The 15578-nt window shown below is 66.3% G+C and carries 13 protein-coding genes; 5 read left to right on the top strand and 8 right to left on the bottom strand.

Going from position 1 to position 15578, the window contains the following annotated elements; genetic code table 11:
- Window positions 1–4 precede the first annotated feature (4 nt).
- Complete coding sequence (gene metE / locus L1O03_RS05385; RefSeq protein WP_236118399.1) at window positions 5–2362, top strand: 5-methyltetrahydropteroyltriglutamate--homocysteine S-methyltransferase; 2358 nt, start codon at window positions 5–7, stop codon at window positions 2360–2362.
- Here metE and L1O03_RS05380 read toward each other — a convergent pair.
- A complete protein-coding gene (locus L1O03_RS05380) occupies window positions 2335–3966 on the bottom strand; it encodes an ABC-F family ATP-binding cassette domain-containing protein (RefSeq protein WP_236118398.1) in 1632 nt (543 codons plus the stop codon). The two genes, metE and L1O03_RS05380, sit on opposite strands and share 28 nt — an antisense overlap.
- Window positions 3967–4164: 198 nt before the next feature.
- Here L1O03_RS05380 and L1O03_RS05375 point away from each other — a divergent pair, with 198 nt between their 5' ends.
- On the top strand, window positions 4165–5586 hold the full coding sequence (locus L1O03_RS05375) for an amino acid permease (protein WP_236118523.1): 1422 nt from the start codon (window positions 4165–4167) through the stop codon (window positions 5584–5586).
- Window positions 5587–5693: 107 nt separating this feature from the next.
- Here L1O03_RS05375 and L1O03_RS05370 read toward each other — a convergent pair whose 3' ends face one another.
- From L1O03_RS05370 to L1O03_RS05340, 7 genes are read right to left on the bottom strand one after another with little or no spacing between them, the layout of a single operon-like run.
- On the bottom strand, window positions 5694–6092 hold the full coding sequence (locus L1O03_RS05370; protein ID WP_236118397.1) for a metal-sulfur cluster assembly factor: 399 nt from the start codon (window positions 6090–6092) through the stop codon (window positions 5694–5696).
- The gene (gene sufU / locus L1O03_RS05365; protein WP_236118396.1) at window positions 6093–6545 is read right to left on the bottom strand and encodes a Fe-S cluster assembly sulfur transfer protein SufU; all 453 of its coding nucleotides are present in this window, start codon (window positions 6543–6545) and stop codon (window positions 6093–6095) included.
- The gene (locus L1O03_RS05360; RefSeq protein ID WP_236118395.1) at window positions 6542–7801 is read right to left on the bottom strand and encodes a cysteine desulfurase; all 1260 of its coding nucleotides are present in this window, start codon (window positions 7799–7801) and stop codon (window positions 6542–6544) included. Before L1O03_RS05360 ends, sufU begins: the two co-directional genes overlap by 4 nt.
- Before the next feature lie 8 nt (window positions 7802–7809).
- Entirely contained in the window at window positions 7810–8565 is a 756-nt protein-coding gene (gene sufC / locus L1O03_RS05355; protein ID WP_236118394.1) for a Fe-S cluster assembly ATPase SufC, read from the bottom strand.
- Between the two features lie 42 nt (window positions 8566–8607).
- Window positions 8608–9792 (bottom strand): Fe-S cluster assembly protein SufD, encoded by a 1185-nt coding sequence (gene sufD / locus L1O03_RS05350; protein WP_236118393.1) that lies wholly within the window; start codon window positions 9790–9792, stop codon window positions 8608–8610.
- 5 nt (window positions 9793–9797) lie between these two features.
- Complete coding sequence (sufB, locus tag L1O03_RS05345; protein WP_236118392.1) at window positions 9798–11240, bottom strand: Fe-S cluster assembly protein SufB; 1443 nt, start codon at window positions 11238–11240, stop codon at window positions 9798–9800.
- Between the two features lies 1 nt (window position 11241).
- Window positions 11242–11961, bottom strand: coding sequence for a helix-turn-helix transcriptional regulator (locus tag L1O03_RS05340; RefSeq protein WP_236118391.1), 720 nt, complete (start codon window positions 11959–11961; stop codon window positions 11242–11244).
- A 149-nt stretch (window positions 11962–12110) separates the two neighbouring features.
- On the opposite strand from L1O03_RS05340, the gene mptB reads away from it, so the two are divergent.
- The 3 genes from mptB to L1O03_RS05325 all read left to right on the top strand — a co-directional run bounded on the left by mptB (window position 12111) and on the right by L1O03_RS05325 (window position 15540).
- On the top strand, window positions 12111–13787 hold the full coding sequence (mptB, locus tag L1O03_RS05335) for a polyprenol phosphomannose-dependent alpha 1,6 mannosyltransferase MptB (protein WP_236118390.1): 1677 nt from the start codon (window positions 12111–12113) through the stop codon (window positions 13785–13787).
- Window positions 13788–13852: 65 nt separating this feature from the next.
- Entirely contained in the window at window positions 13853–14761 is a 909-nt protein-coding gene (locus L1O03_RS05330) for an ABC transporter ATP-binding protein (protein ID WP_420830303.1), read from the top strand.
- Window positions 14761–15540 carry an ABC transporter permease gene (locus L1O03_RS05325; protein WP_236118388.1) on the top strand — a complete coding sequence of 260 codons (780 nt, stop codon included), beginning with the start codon at window positions 14761–14763 and terminating at the stop codon, window positions 15538–15540. Before L1O03_RS05330 ends, L1O03_RS05325 begins: the two co-directional genes overlap by 1 nt.
- The last annotated feature ends 38 nt before the right edge of the window (window positions 15541–15578 follow it).

The following is a 15578-nucleotide window of genomic DNA, read 5'->3' as shown; positions in this document are numbered from 1 at the left end:
GATTATGAGCACCCCCTTCCCCACCGCGAGCATCCTTGGTTATCCGCGCATCGGCGGTGATCGCGAGCTGAAGTTCGCCCTCGAGAAGTTCTGGAGCCACAAGGCCTCCGGCGAGGAGCTCGCCGCCACCGCCCAGGGGCTGCGGGAGACACGGACGCGTCGGCTGAGCTCGCTCGGGCTCACGAAGCCGGGCTCCATCCCCGAGGACTTTAGCTACTATGACCAGGTTCTTGACCTCGTGTGTGCCTTCGGCGCCACCCCGGAGCGCTTCGCCCCGGAGCGGGAGGTCCTCGCCCAGTCGGAGCCGGAGTCTCCCGAGGCGCTCGCCGCGCAGTTCACCATCGCCCGCGGCGAGGGGGACCGCGCCGCCCTCGGGCTGACCAAGTGGTTCGATTCCAACTACCACTACCTTGTCCCCGAAATCGGCCCTGACACGGTCTTTGAGTACCTGGGCGCCCCGCGGGTCGCGGCAGCGAAAACGCTGGGTGAGGCGGTGCGCCCTGTGCTCGTCGGCCCCATCACCTTCCTTCTTCTCTCCCGCGCCGCCGAGGGTGCGCCGGAAGGGTTCCGCCCCTTCGATCGGCTCGACGACGTCCTCCCGGCGTACCTCGCGCTCGTCGATGAGCTCAAGGCAGCCGGCGCGCAGTGGGTGGAGTTTGATGAGCCGGCGCTCGTCTCGGACCGCTGGTCCATTCCGCGCGAGGAGATCCTCGCCGCCCTGCGTCACGCCTACACCACGCTGAGCAAGGAGGCCGAGCGCCCCCAGTACCTCGTGGCGCTCTCCTACGGGCATGCGGCGGATGCCGTGGATGTTCTCGCGGAGACGCCCGTCGAGGCCATTCACATCGACACCGTGCGCGGGCGCTGGCCGGAGGATGAGGAGCTCTCCCGCTGGTCGGAGTCGTTGCGCGGGCGTTCGCTCGTCATCGGGGCGATTTCCGGGCGCAACATTTGGCGCGCGGACCTCGGCGAAGCCTTCGAGCAGCTCACCCGGGTGCAGAGGCGCCTCGGCGAGGGCGTCCACGTGAGCGTGAGCACCTCCACCTCCCTCCAACACGTGCCCCATGACGTGGAGCGCGAGACGCAGCTGGATCCGGAAATCCGCAGCTGGCTGGCCTTCGCCGATCAGAAGGTCACGGAGTCCGTCACCCTCGCCCGCGGTCTGAGCGAGGGCAAGGAAGCTATTGCGCGTGAGCTCTCCGATAACGCCGCGGTCCTCGAGTCCCGGCGCCGCCACCCCGGCGTCCACCGCGAAGACATCCGCGAGAAGACGGCCGCCGTCACCGATGAGGATCGCCACCGCGCCCCCTACCCCGAGCGCCTCGCCGCCCAGGAGAAGGCCCTGGGGCTCCCGCCGCTTCCGACGACCACCATCGGCTCCTTCCCCCAGACCTCGGAGATCCGCCAGGCGCGCGCTGCCCACCGTCGCGGCGAGCTGAGCACCGAGGACTACGTGGCCGCCATGAAGTCCGAGATCGAGCACGTCATCCGCGCACAGGAGGAGATTGGGCTCGACGTCCTCGTCCACGGCGAGGCCGAGCGCAACGACATGGTCCAGTACTTCGCGGAGCACTTCGAGGGCTTCGTCACCACCGTGCACGGCTGGGTGCAGTCCTATGGTTCCCGCTGCACGCGCCCCTCGATTCTCTGGGGCGACGTCTCCCGGCCTGAGCCGGTGACCGTCGAGTGGTCCGGCTACGCCGCCTCCCTCACCGATCACGCGGTCAAGGGCATGCTCACCGGCCCGGTGACCATCATGGCCTGGTCCTTCGTCCGCGAGGACATCCCGTGGTCCGAGGTGGGTGACCAGCTCGGCCTCGTCCTTCGCGACGAGATCCGGGACCTGGAAAACGCGGGCGTCGGCGTCATCCAGGTCGACGAACCGGCGATTCGCGAGCTTCTCCCCCTCCGCTCCACCGAGGAGGATGAGTACCTCCGCTGGTCCGTCGGCTCCTTCCGGCTGGCCACGGGCGGCGCCAAGTCCGAGACCAGCATCCACACCCACCTCTGCTACTCCGACTTCGCGACCGTCGTCGACGCCATCGACCGGCTCGATGCGGACGTGACGAGCGTCGAGGCCTCCCGATCGAAGATGGCCGTCCTCCCGGCGATCGCCGCCCACGGCTTTGATCGCCAGATCGGGCCGGGCGTGTGGGACATCCACTCCCCCCGCGTGCCCTCCGTGGAAGAGATCAGCGGACTCATCTCCCGCGCGACGGATGCCCTCGATCCCCGCCAGGTGTGGGTGAACCCCGACTGCGGTCTCAAGACCCGCGGCTGGGAGGAGACGACGGCCACCCTGCGCAACCTCGTCGAGGCCGCGCACGAGGCGCGTCAGGCGAGCTCGACGAGCTCCAAGTAGTCCTCCGACCACAGGTCCTCGGTGCCGTCCGGGAGCACAATCACCCGTTCCGGCTCGAGGGCCTTCACCGCGCCGGGGTCGTGCGTCACGAGGACGACGGCCCCGGTGTATGTACGGATGGCGTCGAGGACCTGCTCCCGGGAGATGGGATCGAGGTTGTTCGTCGGCTCATCAAGGAGGAGCACGTTGGCCTGCGAGCTCACGAGGCAGGCCAGAGCAAGGCGAGTCTTCTCACCGCCAGAGAGCGTGCCGGCGTGCTGCTCCAGCTGCTCCCCGGAGAGCATGAAGGCGCCGAGGACGCCGCGGAGATCCTGCTCACCGGCATCGGGGCAGGCGTTGACGGCGTTCTCCCACACCGTTGCCTCGGGATCGAGAGTGTCATGCTCCTGCGCAAAGTAGCCGATGCGCAGGCCGTGGCCCGTGACGATGCCGCCCTCCCCATCGGAGCGCTCGACGCCCGCCAGGAGCTTGAGGAGGGTCGTTTTGCCGGCGCCGTTGAAGCCGAGGACGACCACACGCGATCCCCGGTCAATCGCGAGGTCCACGCCCGCGAACACCTCGAGGGAGCCGTACATCTTCATGAGGCCCTTCGCATTGAGCGGGGTTTTCCCGCAGGGGGCCGGCTCGGGGAAGGAAATGTGCGCGACGCGATCCGCCTGCCGCACCTCATCGAGGCTGGACATCATGCGCTCGGCGCGGGCGGCCATCTGCTTCGCCGCCTTGGCCTTCGTCGCCTTCGCGCCGAGGCGCTCGGCCTGCTGCTTAAGCGCCGAGGCCTTCTTCTCCGCGTTGGCCCGCTCCCGGCGGCGCCGGGCCTCATCGGTGGCGCGGGCCTGCTGATAGCGCTCAAAGTTCATGTTGTAGACGTCCGCTTCGCCGCGCACGGCGTCGAGGAACCACACCTTGTTGCATACGGCCTTGAGCAGGCTGACGTCGTGCGAGATGACGACGAGGCCGCCGTCGTGCTTCTCGAGGAAGCCGCGCAGCCAGACGATGGAGTCGGCATCGAGATGGTTGGTGGGCTCGTCGAGGAGAAGCGTGGTCTGGGACTTCCCCATCCCGCCGGAGGCCGCGAAGAGGATTTGCGCGAGCTCGACGCGGCGGCGCTGCCCGCCGGAGAGCGTCTTGAGCGGCTGGTCGAGGATCCGGGCGGGAAGCCCGAGGTTCTCGCAGATCTGCGCGGCCTCGGCGTTGGCCTCGTAGCCGCCGAGCTGGTGATAGCGCTCCTCGAGTCGGGAGTACTTGCGGATCGCGGCATCGCGGCGGTTGGGTTCCGTCGCGGTCTCCATGATCTCCTGCTGGCGGTCCATGGAGCTGCGGATGCGGTCGAGGCCGCGCGCGGAGAGCACGCGATCGCGGGCGGAGATCTCGATGTCCCCCTCCCGGGAATCCTGCGGGAGATAGCCAATATCCCCCGAGGAGCTCACCGAGCCCCCATAGGGTTGCGTTTCACCCGCGAGGATGCGCATAGTAGTGGTCTTGCCGGCGCCATTGCGGCCCACCAGACCGATCCGGTCACCCGGCTGGACGCGAAGATGGTGGCCAGGGGCCTGCAATAAGGTCCGCGCACCCACCCGAACCTCGAGATCATTCGTGACAATCACGACGGGTGAGTATAGCGAACCGCCGCTAGCGCGAGCTGATCGCCCTCTCGTCTTAAGCGCGCGTTACAGTGGTAAAGACTTTCTTCATTACTCGGAGTAGATCCAGGAGCGATCGTGAGCACTACCCCCTCCGACCCCGGCGAGACCTCGCACCAGGGGCCCACACTTCAGCGCAGCCTCCGGGCGCGCCACCTCAACATGATTGCTATCGGCGGGGCGATTGGCACCGGCCTCTTCGTCGCCAGCGGTGCGACTATTTCCGACGCCGGCCCCGGCGGTGCCCTCGTGGCCTACGCCCTCGTCGGGATCATGGTGTGGCTCGTGATGCAGTCCCTCGGCGAAATGGCCGCCTACCTGCCCGTCGCCGGCTCCTTCCAGGAATACGGGACGCGCTATGTCTCCCCCTCCTTCGGCTTCGCGATGGGGTGGAACTACTGGTTCAATTGGGCGATCACGGTGGCGGCCGAGCTCGTCGCCGCCGCGCTGGTCATGAAGTACTGGCTGCCGGACGTGCCGTCGATTGTGTGGTCGGCGCTCTTCCTCGCCCTCATCTTCGGCCTCAACGCCCTGTCCGCCCGCGCGTATGGTGAGGGGGAGTTCTGGTTCGCGGCGATCAAGGTGACCACCGTCGTCGTCTTCCTCGTCATCGGTGTGGCGATGATCCTCGGCATCCTCTCAGGGCATGACGCCGGCGCGCGCCACTGGGTGGAGGGCGAGGCCCCCTTCGTCCACGGCGGCATGGGCATCCTCGCGGTCTTCCTCGCGGCGGGCTACTCCTTCCAGGGAACCGAGCTGGTGGGTGTTGCCGCCGGGGAGGCGGAGAACCCGGAGGAGACGATTCCGCGCGCCATCCGCACGATCTTCTGGCGCATCATGCTCTTCTACATCGGCGCGATCGCGGTCATTGGCTTCCTCATCCCCTACACCGACCCGAACCTCCTCAACTCCAGCGAGGAGAACATCGCGATCTCCCCCTTCACCCTCGTCTTCCACCGGGCGGGCATCGCTTTCGCCGCCGCGCTCATGAACGCGGTCATCCTCACCTCAGTGCTCTCGGCCGGGAACTCCGGGCTCTTCGCCTCGACGCGCATGCTCTTCGCCCTGGCCCGCCAGGGGCACGCGCCGCGCTTCTTCGGGAAGCTCAACTCCCGCCACATTCCCATGCGCGCGCTCATCGCCACGACGTGCATCGGGATGGCCGGCTTCATCACGAGCCTCGTGGGCGACGGCGCAGCCTACGAGTTCCTCCTTACCCTGTCCGCGCTCGCCGGTTTCATCACGTGGATGGGCATCTCCTGGTCCCACTATTGCTTCCGCCGAGCGATGCGCGCCCAAGGCCACGACCTCAGCGAACTCCCCTATCGCTCGCGCTTCTTCCCCCTCGGGGCTGTCGTCGCGCTCATCATGTGCGTGGCCGTCGTCATCGGCCAGGCCTACGAGCCGCTGAGCACCGGGGAGGATCTCTTCAGCGTCCTCGCCCCCTACCTGGGCATTCCCTGCTTCCTCGCGCTGTGGCTGGGGCACCGGCTGAAGACCGGCTCCCGGCCGGTCCGCCCCGAGGAGGCCAACCTCAGCCGCCACGTCCCCAACCTCCCGCAGACGCAGGAGGGTCTGGCCTAGCCGGGCGCGAAACGCCCTGTGAGCGACGCCAAGGGCCCGGGAGAGGAAATCCACCTCCCGGGCCCGTGACGTATCCGTTGACTCGCTGCTCGTCCCGCGTCGCCGTGCTAGACGGAGAATCCGAGGGCGCGCAGCTGCTCCCGGCCCTCCTCGGTGATCATGTGCGGCCCCCAGGTGGGAACCCACACCCAGTTGATCGTGAGCTTCGTCGCCGCCCCATTGCCGACGACGGCGGCCTGGGCCTGATCCTCCAGAACGTCGGTGAGCGGGCAGGCCGGCGAGGTGAGCGTCATGTTCACCACGGCCTCCTTCTCCCCTTCCATCCAGATGTCATAGACCAGGCCGAGGTCCACGACGTTGATGCCGAGCTCCGGGTCGATGACGTCCCGGAGGAACTCCTCCACGTCATAGGCCTGGGCGATCTGCTCCTCCGTCTGCTCGGGCTTCTCCGGCACGGGGCCGAAGGCGCTTTCGGTCTCCGGGGCCGAGGGATTGTCGTCGACCATCTATTTCTCCTTCTCTTCCAGGGCTTGTGCCGTCGCCGCCTGGAAGGCCTTCCATCCCAGGAGCGCGCACTTCACTCGGGCGGGGAACTGCGCGACGCCGGCGAAGGCGATCCCGTCGCCGATAAGCTCCGGGTCTCCCTCTTCCTCGCCGCGGGAGGTTATCATCGACTCGAAGGCGGAGAGCTTCTCCATTGCCTCCTCCACGGGGAGCCCGATGATCTCCTCCGCCATGACGGATGTCGAGGCCTGGCTGATCGAGCAGCCCTCCGCGTCATAGGACACGTCCTCGACGGTGGAGCCGTCCTCCGAGAGGTGGACGCGCAGCGTGATCTCGTCGCCGCAGGAGGGGTTGACGTGGAAGACCTCGGCGTCATAGGGCTCCCTCAGCCCCGCGTGCTGGGGGTGCTTGTAGTGATCGAGGATCACTTCCTGGTACATCGATTCAATCTTCATGCGCTCACCCCAAAGAAGTCCTGGGCATACCGGATCCCGTCCACGAGGCGATCGATCTCTTCCTTCGTCGTGTAGAGGTAGAAGGACGCCCGCGCCGTGGACTGGGCCTTCATGCAGCGGTGGAGAGGCCACGCGCAATGGTGGCCCACGCGCACGCAGACCCCCTTGCTATCGAGCATCTGCCCCAGGTCATGGGGGTGGATCTCCGGCACGACGAAGCTCACGGCGCCACCGCGCTGGACATTCTCGGTGGGTCCGAGGATCCGCAGCCCGGGGATCTCCTGCAGCGCGTCCAGCGCGTAGCCGGTGATCTCGTGCTCGTGGGCGGCGATCTTCTCCATGCCGACCTCGTTGAGGAACTCCACGGCCGCGCCGAGCCCCACCACCTGGCTGGTCATCTGCGTGCCCGCCTCGAAACGCTGCGGGGGCGGCGCGAAGGTGGAGCCTTCCATCCTCACGACCTCGATCATCGATCCGCCGGTGAGGAAAGGCGGCAGCTTCTCCAGCAGGGAACCCCGGCCATAGAGCACCCCGACGCCCGTCGGGCCGCACATCTTGTGCCCGGAGAAGCCCGCGAAGTCCACATCGAGCTCGTGGAGGTCCACGGGCTGGTGCGGGACGGACTGGCAGGCGTCGAGAACCGTGATGGCGCCCACCTCCCGGGCGCGGCGCACCATCTCGGGGACGTCGGTGATCGCGCCGGTCACGTTGGACTGGTGAGTGAAGGCGAGAACCTTGACGGACTCATCGAGGTCGAGGGAGTCGAGGTCGATGCGGCCGTCCTCGGTGGCCTTGTACCAGCGGAGAGTGGCCCCGGTGCGGCGGCAGAGCTCCTGCCAGGGCACGAGGTTCGCGTGGTGCTCGAGCTCGGTGACGACCACGGTGTCCCCGGGGCCGACGCAGAGCTCGCCCGCGCGATCATCGCCGAGGAGGAAAGCCACGGAGTTGAGGGCCTCCGTCGCGTTCTTGGTGAAGCTGATTTCCTCCTGCTTCGCGCCCACGAACTGGGCAATGAGCTCGCGCGCGTGCTCGTAGGCGTCGGTCGCTTCCTCCGCGAGCTGATAGGCACCCCGGTGAACAGGGGCATTCGTGTGGAGGACGAAGCGCTCCTCCGCCCGCCACACGCGCTCCGGGCGCTGGCTGGTCGCGCCGGAATCGAGGTAGGCAACGGGCATCCCCTCACGCACCGTGCGCGAGAGGATGGGGAACTCCGCCCGGATTGCGTCAAGATCCAGAGCTTCGTTGGGTGTAGTCACTCGTCACCTCACAGGAACTTCTCGTAGCCCTCGGCCTCGAGCTGATCAGCGAGTTCGGGGCCGCCGGTCGTGACCACGCGGCCGTCGGCGAACACGTGCACCTTGTCGGGGCGCACGTAGTTGAGGATGCGCTTGTAGTGCGTGATCATGATGATTCCGCCGCCGGTCTTCTTCTGGTAGTCGTTGATCCCCTCGGACACGATGCGCAGGGCGTCGACGTCGAGACCGGAGTCCGTCTCATCCATGACCGCGAACTTCGGGCGGAGGATGTCGAGCTGGAGGACCTCGTGGCGCTTCTTCTCACCGCCGGAGAAGCCCTCGTTGACGGAACGCTCGCCGAAGCTGGCGTCAATGGACAGCTTCTCACGTGCCTCGCGGACCTCCTTGACCCACTCGCGCAGCTTGGGGGCCTCGCCGCGGACGGCGGTGGCGGCGGAGCGGAGGAAGTTGGACATGGAGACCCCGGGGATTTCCGTCGGGTACTGCATGGCGATGAAGAGGCCAGCGCGGGCGCGCTCGTCGACATCCATCTCCAGGATGTTCTCGCCGTCGAGGAGGACCTCACCCTCGGTCACCTCGTACTTCGGGTGGCCGCCGATGGTATAAGCCAGGGTGGACTTGCCGGAGCCGTTCGGCCCCATGATGGCGTGGGTTTCCTCGGAGTTGATGGTGAGGTTGACTCCCTTGAGGATCTCCTTGGGCTCGGAGTTCTCATCGGTGGGGACAACCTGTGCGTGCAGATTCTTGATCTCGAGAGTGCTCATGGAATTCTCGGTTCCTTTTGTGTCGTCGTGGTGAGTCGGTGCTTAGGCGGTGAAGCCTTCAAGTTCGTGGGCGATGCGGTTCTCGAAGTCCTCGCGGACCGCCTCCACAGGGATGCGGTTGATGGCTTCAGAGAAGAAGCCTCGCACGATGAGCTTCCGCGCCACCTTCTCCGGAATGCCGCGGGCCATGAGGTAGAAGAGGTGCTCCGGATCGAAGCGGCCTACCGTCGCGGCGTGGCCGGCTCCGGGGATCTCGCCGGTCTCGATCTCAAGGTTCGGCACGGCGTCCGCCCGCGCCCCATTGGTGAGGACGAGGTTGCGGTTCACCTCATAGGTGTCGGTGCCGGTCGCCTTCGAGCGGATGAGGACGTCCCCCACCCAGGCGTTCCGGGTGTCCTGCTTCGAGGACGACGGGTCGCCCTGCAGCGCGCCCTTGTAGAGCACATTGGAGCGGCAATTCGGGACGGCGTGGTCGACGAGGAGCCGCTCCTCGAAGTACTGGCCGTCGTCGGCGAAGTAGACGCCCACCAGCTCGGCGTCGGCCCCCGGGGCGGTGAACTTCACGCGCGGCACGAAGCGGACGATCTCGCCGCCGAAGATACCGGCGCTGTGGCGCAGCACGGCGTCGCGACCCAGCACGGCCACCTGGGAGCTCAGGTGCAGGGCGTCGTCCTCCCACGCGATGTCGGTGATGAGGGTGAGGCGAGCAGCGTCACCGAGGATGATCTCCACGTTGTCGGCGTGGGTGCCGCTGCCGCGGTAGCGCAGATCGACGGTGGCCTCGGCGCCGGACTCCACCTCAATCACGGTGATGCCGAAGGAGGTCACGCCATCCCCCGAGCCCTCCACGGTGACGGTGATGGGCTCCTCGACGACGGCGTTCTTCCCCACCGTGAGGACGTCGGCCACCTGCGCGGTGCTCCACACCTGCGCGCCGACGCGATCCACCGCACCCCCGGTCCGCCCGACGCGGGCGTCCGTACGCTCCAGGCGCTCAACGCGCACCGACTCCTCAGCCCCCTCGGGGAGGGAGACGGAGAACTTCTGGTCCACCGGCTCGCTGAACTCACCGTTGTGGAGGCCACGCAGCTTGCGCAGCCCGATGAAGCGCCACACCTCATCGCGGCCCTTCGGAACATCGAAGTCCTCCACGTTGAACGAGGTGAAGAGATCACCCTTGTTGTTGTGAGGGGTTCCCGACTGCACAGTGCTCACTGTGTCCGTCATGATGACTAACCCACCGATCCTTCCATCTGCAGTTCAATGAGGCGGTTGAGCTCGAGCGCGTACTCCATCGGCAGCTCCTTGGCGATGGGCTCGACGAAGCCTCGAACGATCATGGCCATGGCCTCGTCCTCCGCGATGCCGCGGCTCATGAGGTAGAACAGCTGCTCCTCCGACACCTGCGACACGGTCGCCTCGTGGCCGAGGGAGACGTGGTCATTGCGGATGTCGTTGTACGGGTAGGTGTCCGTACGCGAGATGTTGTCGACGAGCAGTGCGTCGCACTCCACATTGGCGGTGGAGTGGTGCGCATTGGGGTTGACCTGTACGAGCCCGCGATAAGCAGTGCGCCCACCGCCACGGGAGACGGACTTGGACACGATGTTCGAGGAGGTGTGCGGCGCCATGTGCACCATCTTGGCGCCGGTGTCCTGGAACTGACCCTCACCAGCAAAGGCGACGGAGAGCACCTCGCCCTTCGCGTGCTCGCCGGTCATCCACACGGCCGGGTACTTCATGGTGACCTTGGAGCCAATGTTGCCGTCGACCCACTCCATGGTCGCGCCTTCCTCGCACTTGGTTCGCTTGGTCACGAGGTTGTAGACGTTGTTGGACCAGTTCTGGATCGTGGTGTAGCGGCAGCGGCCACCCTTCTTCACGATGATCTCGACGACGGCCGAGTGCAGGGAGTCCGACTTGTAGATCGGGGCGGTGCAGCCCTCGACGTAGTGCACGTAGGCGTCCTCGTCCACGATGATGAGGGTGCGCTCGAACTGGCCCATGTTCTCCGTGTTGATACGGAAGTAGGCCTGCAGCGGGATCTCGACGTGCACTCCCGGCGGAACATAAATGAAGGAGCCGCCGGACCAGACTGCAGAATTCAGGGCAGAGAACTTATTGTCACCGGCGGGAATGACGGTGCCGAAGTACTCCTTGAAGAGGTCCTCGTGCTCGCGGAGCGCGGAGTCCGTGTCAAGGAAGATGACGCCCTTCTTCTCCAGGTCCTCACGGATCTGGTGGTAGACGACCTCAGACTCGTATTGCGCAGCCACGCCGGCCACGAGGCGCTGCTTCTCCGCCTCGGGAATGCCCAGCTTGTCGTACGTATTCTTGATGTCCGCGGGGAGGTCATCCCAGGTCTGGGCCTGCTCCTCCGTCGAGCGGACGAAGTACTTGATGTTGTCGAAGTCAATGCCCGACAGGTCTGCGCCCCAGGTCGGCACCGGAGTCTTCTCGAAGATGGACAGGGCCTTGAGACGCTGGTTCAGCATCCACTCCGGCTCTTTCTTCTTCGCGGAAATGTCGCGGACGACGTCCTCGTCGAGGCCTCGACGGGCCGAGGCGCCCGCCACGTCCGAGTCATGCCACCCGTAGTTATAGGCGCCAATAGACTCGATGATTTCCTCATCGGTCTGTGGCCCTATCACCTCAGGATTCTGGGTCTGGGTCATGTCAGCTCCTCTCTATAGGAGAGTGGTCAATGGGAGTCAACGGAATGTTGGTGGTGCAGATGCCGTGTCCGTCAGCGATGGACGCCAGGGTCTGGGTGTGGCGCCCAGTGAGTTCGGCGACGATCTCATGCTCGGCCTCGCAGATCTCGGGGAACTCGGCGGCCACCTGGGAGATGGGGCAATGGTGCTGGCAGATTTGCACCCCGCCAGCGGCATTGGTCATCGTTGTGGCGTAGCCGTGCTCGCAGAAGGCGTCGACGAGAGCCTGAGCGGTGTCCTCCGTGGGCTGATCTTTGAGCTCATCCGGGTCCAGCGAGGAGAGGATCTCTTCCACGCGTTGCCTGGCGAAAGCCCGAACCGCCTCGCTGCCGCCGCTCTCCCGCAGGGCGCGCAGAGCTGCGACGGCAAGCATGTCATAGGAGTGTCCGAATTGATCGCGCCCCTTATCGGTCAGGCGGAAACGCTTGGCTGGGCGGCCCCGCTGGGCTTCTCCGGGCGCTGCTGTCCGTGTCCGGCGAGGACGGCGGGCCTCGACGGCCTCCGCCATCCCCTCGTCCACCAAAATGTCCAGGTGGCGACGCACACCCGCGGCCGAAAGGCCCAGGCGCTCCCCCACATCAGACACCGTGACGGGGCCATGATGAAGCAGGTCAAGCATGATGTGCCTGCGCGTATCACCATCAACGGATCGCGTCTCTGGCTTGCGCGACGAGGACCTCATGCCATCTCACCTCCTTCGTATTCCGTCAGCGTGTGCGTGGGACGTCCACCTTTTGACAACACTAGTGTTCCATAAATATTCCCGGGATCCCAACACGCTGGCCGACGCTGCGTTCTCTCCCCTTTCCGCCGAGCATTTAGACTGGTCCCGTGCCTACCCCACGCTCCAGCTTTCTCGACGCGCTCCGCGCCACGCTCCCCGCTGCGGGGCTCGCAGGCTCGCGTTCCGCCGAGCTGCACCGCCCCGATCACGTGGGTGCCGCCGCCGAGCGTCCGATCCGCTCCGCACGCCTCATGGGCTTCATGCGCTGGCGCTGGATCGGCACGATCGGCGCACTGCTTATTGGGCTGGGCGGGCTGGGTGCCGGCGCGGTGCCCGTCGTCGGAAACCCCTATAGCTCTTTCCCCGGGGGCGCGCTGCTGAGCAGAATGCTCCACACCTCGAGCATGATGGTGTTCCTGGGGGTGGGGCTTCTGGTGATCGCGTGGGTGGCTCTGGCCCCCTATTGCGGGATGTCCTTTCACAGTGAACGCCGGCCGATCGGCAGCGTGACGCTCTCCCACTTCTTCCGGACGTTCTTGGCGTGGACACTGCCTCTTGCCCTCACGGCTCCCCTGTTTACGCAGGATATTTACTCGTATTTGGCCAATGGTTCCATCGTCAGGCAGGGACTGGACCCCTATAGCGCGGGCCCCATCGACCTCCTCGGAACTGATCACCACCTTGCGCGCTCGGTTCCCTTCATTTGGGCGCATTCTCCTTCGCCCTATGGGCCGGTGGCCCTCGGCTTCGCGCGCGTCATCTCGGCGATCACCCACGACTCCATCGTGTGGGGCGTCTACGCCCACCGCGTCATCTCGATCCTCAGCCTCCTCGTCTGTGCCTGGGCGCTCGTGCATTTGGGCCGTCGATGCGGAGTTCCACCGCTCACCGCGCTGTGGCTCTCTGTCCTTAACCCGTTGGCCCTGCTCCACCTCGTCGGCGGCATCCACAACGAGGCCCTCATGCTCGCGCTCCTGCTTAGCGGCCTGGAGCTGGGACTTCGCTCCTTCGACCGGATGGGTAAGGAACCACAGCGGATTCTCCGGGAGCCTCAGACTCTGCTCCTCTTTGTCGCCTCCAGCGTCCTCATCAGCTGCGCGGGAATGGTCAAGGTCTCTGCCTTTATTGCACTGGGTTTCTCCGGCATGTGCCTGGCCCGAGCGCTGCGTGCTCGCCACTCGGGGCTGGTCTCCTTGGCGACGGCGGCCCTCGTCCAGCTCCTCATCCTCCTTGCGACGGTCTGCCTGGTCACCGTGGTGACTGGCATCGGCCTCGGGTGGGTGACGGGCCAGGGCGGGGCGGTGAGCATCCGCAGCTGGCTGTCCTTGACGACAGAGCTCGGCGTCATCGCCGGCTGGTTCGGGATGCTGCTCGGGCTTGGGGACCACACCGAGGCCGTGCTCGCGATCACCCGCAGCGTCGGCATTCTCATTGCGGGCGCCTTCACGGTCCGCATGCTCTTCGCGACGTACCGGGGCCGCATCCACGTGATGGGCGCCCTGGGCGTCAGCCTCGTCGTCATCGTCGTCTTCTTCCCGGTGGTCCACCCGTGGTATGCGCTCTGGGCCATCTTCCCCCTCGCAGCCTGGGCAAACCGCACCATCTTCCACGGTGCGGTGGCCCTCTATTCGGGCGTGATCTGCTTCGTCGTGCTGCCGAGGGGCCTGGGGCTCCCACCCATGACGGTGTTCCAGATTTATCTCGGCTTCCTTCTCCTTCTTCTGGTGGTGGTCCTCGGGGGCCGGTGGCTACTCTCGCACCGCCGGCTGCGTCGCCTACACTAAGCCAAGTGACTACCAACGCTGCAGAATCAGCCGAGCCGCACGGGCCGGCGCTTGAGCTTCGCGGGGTGTACAAGAAGTTTGGCGATACGACCGTCGTCAACGGCCTTGACCTCCAGGTCGGCCGGGGCGAGGTCATGGCGCTTCTCGGCCCCAACGGCGCCGGTAAGACGACCACCATCGAGATGTGCGAGGGCTTTAGCTCCCCGAGCGCCGGTGAGATCCGGGTGCTCGGGATCAGCCCCGGCGATGAACCGGACCGCCTCCGCTCGCGGATCGGCATCATGCTGCAGGGTGGGGGCTCCTACTCGGGCATCCGCGTCGAAGAGATGCTGCGGCTTGCCGCCTCCTATCACGCGTATCCGCACGATCCCGCCTGGCTCCTCGACGTCGTCGGCCTCACGAAGCAGCGCCGCACGACGTGGCGCCGGCTCTCCGGTGGCCAGCAGCAGCGGCTGTCCCTCGCGCTCGCGCTCATCGGCCGGCCGGAGCTCGTCTTTCTCGACGAGCCGACCGCCGGCATGGACGCCCAGTCCCGTCTCCTCGTCTGGAAGCTCATTGGGCAGCTGCGCGCCGACGGGGTGACCGTCATCGTCACCACGCACCTCATGGATGAGGCGGAGGCGCTGGCGGATCGCGTGGTCATCATCGATCGCGGGCGGATCGTCGCGGAAGGAACCCCCGCCGAGCTCACCTCCCAGCGCAGCAACGGTGTCTCTCGGATGACGTTCGTGACCGACACCGCCGTAGACCTTCCCGACTGCGAGCAGGACCTGGCCCGTGGCGGCTATGAGGTAACACTCAGTGCTTCGCGGCCGCTCACCTATCACCTGGATGGCCGCATTCATCCGGAGCTCCTCGTTCTCCTCACGACGTATCTGGCCCGCCACCACATCGTGCTGAGGGAGCTCACGACGGGAAGCCGGAACCTCGAGGATGTCTTCCTCGAGCTCACCGGCCGAGAGATGAGGAAGTAATGGACACGACGCATTTCGACGCAGGAACCTTCCGCCCAGCACCCCAGCGCGCCCCTCTTGGCCGGATGATCCTGGCCCAGGGCACGATCGAGACGAAGCTCTTCATCCGTCACGGGGAGCAGCAGCTGCTCAGCCTCGTCATCCCGCTGGGCCTCCTTCTGGTCATGGCGCACCTGCCGCTCATTAATGACCCTCATCCCCTCGATCGCCTCGTCCCCATGATCCTCGCGGTGGCCATCACGAGTTCCGGCCTCACCGGCCCGGCGATCTCCGTCGCCTTCGATCGCCGCTACGGCGCGCTCAAACGCACGGGCGCCTCGGGGGTGCCCTCCTGGGTCATCATCCTCGGAAAGATCACCGCGGTCATCGCGATGGCTCTCTTGCAGGTCATCATCCTCAGCATCGTCGCGCTGCTTCTCGGCTGGCACCCGGCGGGATCCGGCCTCCTGCTCGCGATCCCCGTCCTCGTTCTTGGCGTGGCCACCATGACCTCCCTCGGGCTGCTCATGGGCGGGACGCTGAGCTCGGAGCTCGTCCTCGGACTGGCCAACTTGCTGTGGGTCCTCCTTCTCGGCGCTGCAGGATTTGTCCTCGTCAACGTCGGTTTGACCGACGCCGGATGGTGGAACCTCATCCCCTCCGTCGCGCTGGCCAGCGGGCTCGACGTGGCGCTGGCAGGCGGCATCCCCGGCTGGCAGCTCTGTATCCTCCTCATCTGGGCGATCCTCGGCATTTCTGCAGCGCAGCGGTGGTTTAGCTTCAGCAGCGAAGGAAAGTGACCCGGACCATGCACGGCACGCTCGGCGGTGATCTGACT

Source organism: Corynebacterium uropygiale, assembly GCF_021568315.1.
Taxonomy (GTDB): Bacteria; Actinomycetota; Actinomycetes; order Mycobacteriales; family Mycobacteriaceae; genus Corynebacterium; species Corynebacterium uropygiale.
This window is presented reverse-complemented; position numbering and strand designations above follow the sequence as displayed.